Genomic DNA, 6,943 nt, shown 5'->3' with positions numbered 1-6,943 from the left:
ACGTGACCGAACGCGACGTCGCCTTCGAGGACGTCGACGTCGAGAAAAGCCAACTCAACGAGTAACACCGGTCGAACGCAGCATCTCCCGTCTCGTTTCTCGCGGTGTCTGTACCTGTACCGTCGCCCTCGCCTCGAATCCACCGGGCGAATCCGCTCCCGCGGGAATCGTCTTGACGTCCGTCGCGAATGTCGCGTAGAGATCCGCTTCCGGGACCAAGAACCCGCTTGTGTTCGGTCCGAGGAGATAGACGTCGCCCGCTGTCGCGGCGTCGACGAGGTATTCCTGTAACTGCCGGACGTCCTCGCCCGCTTCGGCGAAGCCGCTGGCAAAGATGACCGTACCGCCGATACCTGCCTCGGCACACTCCTCGATCACATCACCCCTTGATCGCATCCGGAATGACCGCTACGGATCAGACAACAGTGCGAGGTCGACGTCGCCGTTGATCTCGGTCACCGAGCAGAGAACACCTATCGTCCCGTTCCGATCCATCGGACATCCGTCAGGACGATAGTATTCCTCAGGAGACCGTCAATATGAGGGAGTTTATACAATATCGCGCCGAATTGGTTCGAATACTGTCCTCGTCTCACTCCTCGAATAAGTCGTTGAAGACCGTTTCCCGCTCGATGGTCCCGGTATCGGTCCGGGGGAGCGGCTCGGCCGTCCGCTCGTACTCGCGGGGCCGCTTGAAGTTCGCGAGTTGGTCGTGCTCCCGACAGAATCGATCGAGTTCGTCGACGTCAAACTCGGTCGACCCGTTCGCGTAAACCACACAAGCGATCTGGTGCCCCCAGTGTTCGTCCTCGAAACCGACAACGACCGCCTCGTCGACCAAGTCGTGCATCTCGACCACTTCCTCGACCTCTTCCGGATAGACGTTCTCGCCACCGCTGACAATCATATTGTCGACGCGTCCGACGATGTAGAGGTAGCCGTCCTCATCGAGTTCGGCGCAATCTCCCGTTCGGAGCCAGCCGTCGACCAACAACTGCTCGCTCGCTTCGGGACGATCCAGATAGCCGTTGCACATGCCCGGATTGCGGACGAGTAGTTCCCCCGTCTCACCGGGATCGATGGTTGCCGACGGATCGGGATCCTCGTCGGGTTCGGCGGCCTCCACGACCCGGACGTCACACATGAACGACTCGTTCCCAATCGTTCCGGTGTGGTCTCCCTGTAGCGACGGATGTGCGAATGTCACGTTCGGCCCACCTTCGGTCAAGCCGTATGTGTTGTACACTCCCTCAGTCAGCTGTTCGGACGTCTTTTCGACGAGTTGCTCTGTGACGATCGATCCGCCGGTCCGAATGTAGGAGAGGGACTCGACATCGTATCCTTCGGCCGCTTGCGTGTCCGCAAGCGCGTGTAACTGCGTCGGGACTGCGAGCATCCCCGTCACGTCATATTCCTGAATGAGGCGAAGGGACTCGTCCGGGTCGAAATCGGGCTGGATGACCATCGTCGCCCCGACTTGAAGGTGCGGGAGAATCCAGGCATCGGACGTTACCATGTGATACCAAGGCGTCGTGACGAGCGCCGTATCCGTTTCGTCGATTCCCATCTCCATGACGACCTGCGTGCTGCCGTACCAGAGCTGTTCCTGGTCGAAGAGTACCGATTTCGGCGTACTCGTCGTCCCGCTCGTATAGAAGATCCCGTGCTCGAAATCCGGGTGCGGATCCACCGTCGCGGTCGACGCGTCCGAGAGGATCACATCGTACGATTCGACATCGTCTCGGTCGATCGACTGCTCGCCCGCGTGGATCGCCGTCTCGATCCCCGTCCGCTCGAGTACCGAGTGTGCTTTCTCGGCGTTCGCGTCGTCGAACAGGAGCACCATCGCGTCCGCCGGTTCGAGCATGGACGCGAGGGCCCCGGGACTTTCGCGGAACGGCAACTGGATGTTCGCCAGCCCGCGTTTCTCGCTCGCGATCATCGCTTCGATCGCCGTCGCTCCGTTGAGCGCCAGCGTCGCAAGTCGTCCGTCGGGCGCTCGCTCGTTCAATGCGTTCGCCAATCGCGTCGTCCGATCGTCCAGCTTCCCGTACGTCATCGATCGTCCGTCGTCAGTGATGAGTGCCGTCTTCGACGAGTGACAGCGAACGGTTCGCTCGAACGTATCAATGAGCTTCATGGGTCCATCGGCCTATGTATGTGAGGAGATACCGAAGACAATAATAATTAGGGTTCGGAGAGTGCCCGATCGGCCAGCAGTTCCGGAGGCGAACGCGCGTGCGGACAGGTTCGAATACCACGGCTGCTATTCCCCGCAACCAGAGCACCGGACGTGACTCACTCATCGCTCACCGCTCAGCTCGAGTGCGCGGTTTACAGGCTCGAGGCGGTCGTCCTCACGGTTCCGCTCGTTGTGTTGGGACTCCTCCACGCGCCGCAACTGGATACCAACCCCGTCACTGCGACCGTCGACTATCCGCTGGGGATCATCCTCACGATGAGCAGCGGGTACGCCACGCAAACCGGCGCGGTTACCCCGGCAGTCGTCGCGATCTATCACATCATGTTCTCGCTGCTTGCGACCATCAGCGTGTTGCTCGATACGCTGGACTATCAGCACGATCATCGCGTCTCGAAGCGGACGATACCCGTCGTGCTCACCCGGATCGAGCACGGATCGTCGCCCTGGGCCTCGTCTCCGTCAGCGTCGGAGCGTTGGCGGTCGCGAGCGCGATCGGAACTATTGTTCCCGCCGGTATCGCGGTTTACTGTTCGGTCACCGGATACGCCGCGGACCGTATCGTCCCGCTGTTCATCGAAACGCCGTACGTCTTCGCCAGACTGTTGTTCTTCGTGGTCCGTCCGGGCATCGTCAGCTGATCGACTCCCTTTCCGTACAGAGACGCAACCGATACCTATCCGTACACGAGACGGAGCTCGATATCGTCGACCGCCTCGAGACTCACGAGGTGCCTATGGACCGTACTCTTCGTCAAGTCAAACTGATCCGCGAATTCGGTCACACCTGATCCATTCGTCCGTTTCAGTGATTCGATGACAGCGAACAATGTTTCGTCAAATTAGATATATCATCCATCGGTACCCGGTTTTTCATACATCTTCTACACTATTGCGCTACAGAAGTGATTTCCAAGCCTTCGAGTGAATATTGTAGAGGAACGAACAGCATCTGTTCGCTGTCGAGAAACGCAACTCGATCACATCGTTGGCAGTATCCTATCTGGTGTGGGGTGAGATATTCACATCCACACGCATGTAAAAACAGGATACAGACATTCATGTAGGACCTTATATATAAGAAGGGAAGATGTTTTTTACACCAGTACGGGTGTAATCCAATGTTCTCAGTAATATATAGGAGGGGAATTCTCTGTGTTTCGTGACAGCGAACGCACTGTGTTAGGGACTGACAAGCCGGGCATGAGATACCACGCGGAAATGGGATTGATGACCGACGAGAAACTCCGCCTCCGCGAGATCGTGTTTCTCACGCAGTCGATGCAGAAACGCAGCCGCCGGATCGGTGCCATGCCGATCAAATAACGCGACGTCAAGAATCAACGTCGTCTCGGTGTCTATTGTAGCATACAAAGACCACTCATCATTGATCTTGACAGTAGTCTCGTCAACTGCGACCCGCTTCGGCTGCGCCTCAGGCGGGTCGAAGCCGCTGTCAGCCAGCCGATGCACCCCGTTCCAAACCGCTCCGTGAGAACGTTCAACGACTAATTCCGCTAAGGACGTTGTTGTCTCTCTGATCGAACAACCAGTTTCGTGGATGCGGACGGCGACGCCCGTTAGGGCGTTCGCCGTCCGCTCGTTCTCCCAAGATTCTTCTAAATCCGCTGCATAGCTCTCGCTGAGCAGGTCTGCGATCATCTTTGGACAAGAAACTCAACTACCTGCTCACTTCTCAAACTGACTCAACTAGACAGTGCCCGTAGAGGAGCTGGATACTGAGGTCGAATTCGGGCATATCCACCACGAATTCCACCGCCTCGTTCCTTCAAACGCTACTCTGTACAGTGCCAGTCACCACCAAAGCGGTCGAAACTGTCTGCGAGGACTGTGGCCTAGTTATCGATAATCATCTTGATGCACCCAGCGATGACCAGGACACCCCTGACTCGGAGTGTGATATCCACCACATCCTCCACACTCTCGTCGAGTCACGGACGTTCTAGGCGCCATCGCGAAGGGATCTGATCACCTAGTCGTACTGAGCCGCTAACCGACGTCGGAATCGGAATCGCGATATCAATAGCGATACAACGAGAGATTCTGGAGGCCATCTTCCTGTCTCCTGTTTCGACCGCTTCGACAGCATTGATCCGACAAACCATTCCATGTAGCATAGCACTTCACCGGAGTCCAGCGTACCGAGAGGCCCTACTCAGATCGGCCATCGACCGCAACCGTCCACTGATGTCTACCGGCTAGGAGCAAACGTAGTAGCGAACGAAGCTGAAGACAAATCCCTAAACGGTCCCCGAGTGCTAATACGCCTCTTCCTGAAGCACTGGGGCATCTCATACAATCATCAATAGGTTTTTATCCCGGACAATTGTACCGCATTCCCATGCCACTTGGAGACAGTGTCTGGTTCCCACGCTCAGCGGATCGTGCCACAGTACTAGCGGTCGTGATACTGATGGTGATACTGCATCAGTCTGAGCTACTCGGACTCATGGATGCTGGCTTGCTGTTCGGATGGTTACCCGTCCAACTCGCGTACGACATTTCCTTTCTTCTCGTCGGTTCCGTCATCGTTTACTGGATAACAACAGTTGTTTCTGCTACTCCCGACGAGTATGGTTCGACCGACCAGACGGAAGAATCGACGACATCCGAGTCCCCATCTACCACGGAAACATAGCTCATGGCTGCACTTTCACCCAACGTCGTGTTGATCTTGGCCATTGTCGCGATCTATCTTGTTATTGTACTGGGTGTCGGCTGGTACGCTGCACAACAGACCGGCAATTCGCGCGAGGACTATCTCATGGCGAGTCGGTCTTTCGGTACTCTCGTACTGATAGCCGCGTTGTTCGCCACAAATATGTCTGCTGTGACGATGATCGGTGCACCGGGGCTTTCATACAACATTGGACCCAATGCATTCGGATATTTCGTAGGTCTCTTTCCGTTCATCTTCTCCGTATTGCTAGTAACCGCCGGACGTCGTATCTGGCTCGCCGGGAAGGAGTTTGGTCACATTACGCCGGCGCAACTGCTTAATCACCGCTGGAAATCGAGATATCTTGGTGTCCTTGTGACCGTCCTGTTCACGTTTTGGACAGTTCCATATCTCTTGGTCGGCGTACAAGGTGCCGGTATCGTTTTCGAAGCGCTGACCGATGGCGTTATCCCGTACTGGGCAGGTGGGCTGATCATCGTCGCTATCGTCTTCATGTACGTTTACAGCGGTGGGATGCGGGGTACTGGATGGACGAACGCCTTTCAAGGGGCGGTTCTCCTGGTCGTTCTTCTCGCCTTTTTCGTCCTTATCCCATTGCGGCTTGGCGGGTTCAAAGTAGCGACCGACGCGACATTACAGATAACTCCCGAGATGGTCAACCGGTCCGATATCGCCCCTCTCCAAACAAGGGAATACTTCTCGATCGGTATCCTTGTCTCGATTGAAACATTTATACTCCCCCATTTATTTATTAGATATATGACAGGTAGGTCAGTGAAGCAGTTGAATCGAACGGCGATCGTGTATCCGATCATCATTATATTGGCGTGGGTCCCTGCCGTGTTGATCGGATTCTGGGGGCTAGGGCAACTCCCTAACCTCTCGACTCCGGACTTCGTGTTACCGATGCTCATTCAACAGAACTTCCCTGCCTGGGTGGTTGGGTTAGCACTCGCAGGTATTCTCGCTGCGATGATGTCGACGCTCGACGGTCAATCGCTTACACTTGGAACGATGTTTACTGAGGATATCCTCCGTCCGTTTACTAACCTTGCAACCGAACGTGCCGAGGTTCTCATTACACGCGGGTTCATCCTGCTGCTTTTGCTTATGGCGTACATCGGGGCTCAACTCACTCGCGAATCGGTGATCGATACAACGATATTCACATTTACTGGATACGCATTGATGTTCTTCCCCATTATCGGCGCGATCTATTCGGAGCGAATGAACAAGTACGCCTCCGGTACCGGCTTGGTGATCGGATTTCTCGGACATTGGGCGTTCGAATTAGGCGTCATCCCAGAGGCATACACATTCGGCTTCCTCCAGTTCATGCCGGTGCTTATCGTTCAGCTCATTACGATAGTCGCCGTTACACTGATGACGCCGAAGCCACCGGAAGATCGAACCAGGGCCTACGACCGGCTGTTCACTGACGGTTGAACTTCCGGTGCACGAGGACTATCATCGGTCGAGTGCTTCTGGACACCGAGGTCAATAGAACGGACGGCATCGAACAGGTGATGTGGTGGTGTTCAGATAAGGTTGAAGGAGTAAGACGTGACGTTTTCAAAGTGTTCTATGTCCGAAAACGCACGCCTCAGTCCTAGTCTCGGCCAGTTTGACTTGGATTTTGTGGAGCAAGAAGCAACACCGCGGCAGTTGATGAATCCCAGTATTCAACTCCATCTTGCTGGATTCTCGCTTTCGAATACTATTCATGTTCTCGAGATATCCGGTGTTGAACGGACTCGATCGACCATTCATAAAGCCGATTTACAGTCAGATTCTGGTCACAGTCCAGATCACGTCGCGGTTGACGAAACTGTGGTCCGACTCAACGGCGAGCAGTACTGGCTGTACGCTACGGACGATCCTAAATCGAATGAATTACTCCACACACAGCTCGAACCGCCAGAACAAAAGTGATAGCGAGTTCGTTCGTTGCGGAACTGCGCGAGAAACACGGCATCATAATGAGTGACGGAAGTTATGGGCATGAGCTGAGATGGACAAGTAATGGGAGGGGGCCGGCGAGGC

5 protein-coding genes and 2 pseudogenes are annotated in these 6,943 nt (G+C 55.3%); 3 read left to right on the top strand and 4 right to left on the bottom strand.

Going from position 1 to position 6,943, the window contains the following annotated elements; genetic code table 11:
• Positions 1–54: 54 nt before the first annotated feature.
• Entirely contained in the window at positions 55–396 is a 342-nt protein-coding gene (locus PGX04_RS24100) for a hypothetical protein (RefSeq protein WP_273740828.1), read from the bottom strand.
• Positions 397–592: 196 nt separating this feature from the next.
• Positions 593–2,140 carry a class I adenylate-forming enzyme family protein gene (locus tag PGX04_RS24095; RefSeq protein ID WP_273740827.1) on the bottom strand — a complete coding sequence of 516 codons (1,548 nt, stop codon included), beginning with the start codon at positions 2,138–2,140 and terminating at the stop codon, positions 593–595.
• Positions 2,141–2,676: 536 nt separating this feature from the next.
• Here PGX04_RS24095 and PGX04_RS24090 point away from each other — a divergent pair.
• A complete protein-coding gene (locus tag PGX04_RS24090) occupies positions 2,677–2,841 on the top strand; it encodes a hypothetical protein (RefSeq protein WP_273740826.1) in 165 nt (54 codons plus the stop codon).
• 35 nt (positions 2,842–2,876) lie between these two features.
• On the opposite strand, the gene PGX04_RS24085 is transcribed toward PGX04_RS24090, so the two are convergent.
• Both PGX04_RS24085 and PGX04_RS24080 read right to left on the bottom strand, forming a co-directional pair.
• The gene (locus PGX04_RS24085; RefSeq protein WP_273740825.1) at positions 2,877–3,029 is read right to left on the bottom strand and encodes a helix-turn-helix domain-containing protein; all 153 of its coding nucleotides are present in this window, start codon (positions 3,027–3,029) and stop codon (positions 2,877–2,879) included.
• Positions 3,030–3,435: 406 nt separating this feature from the next.
• Positions 3,436–3,861, bottom strand: a pseudogene (locus tag PGX04_RS24080) (transposase domain-containing protein); the annotation flags it as partial.
• A gap of 1,000 nt (positions 3,862–4,861) precedes the next feature.
• Here PGX04_RS24080 and PGX04_RS24075 point away from each other — a divergent pair.
• Together PGX04_RS24075 and PGX04_RS24070 are read left to right on the top strand one after the other, a co-directional pair.
• A complete protein-coding gene (locus PGX04_RS24075; protein ID WP_273740824.1) occupies positions 4,862–6,346 on the top strand; it encodes a sodium:solute symporter family protein in 1,485 nt (494 codons plus the stop codon).
• Between the two features lie 138 nt (positions 6,347–6,484).
• Positions 6,485–6,943, top strand: a pseudogene (locus tag PGX04_RS24070) (transposase domain-containing protein); the annotation flags it as partial.

The organism is Natrinema soli, assembly GCF_028618695.1.
The sequence above is the reverse complement of the archived record's forward strand: the minus strand, read 5'-3'. Positions and strand labels throughout refer to the sequence as shown.

Coding starts and splice junctions, on each gene's coding strand:
- PGX04_RS24100 (WP_273740828.1), bottom strand. CDS start 396: ATGCGATCAAGGGGTGATGTGATCGAGGAGTGTGCCGAGGCAGGTATC.
- PGX04_RS24095 (WP_273740827.1), bottom strand. CDS start 2,140: ATGAAGCTCATTGATACGTTCGAGCGAACCGTTCGCTGTCACTCGTCG.
- PGX04_RS24075 (WP_273740824.1), top strand. CDS start 4,862: ATGGCTGCACTTTCACCCAACGTCGTGTTGATCTTGGCCATTGTCGCG.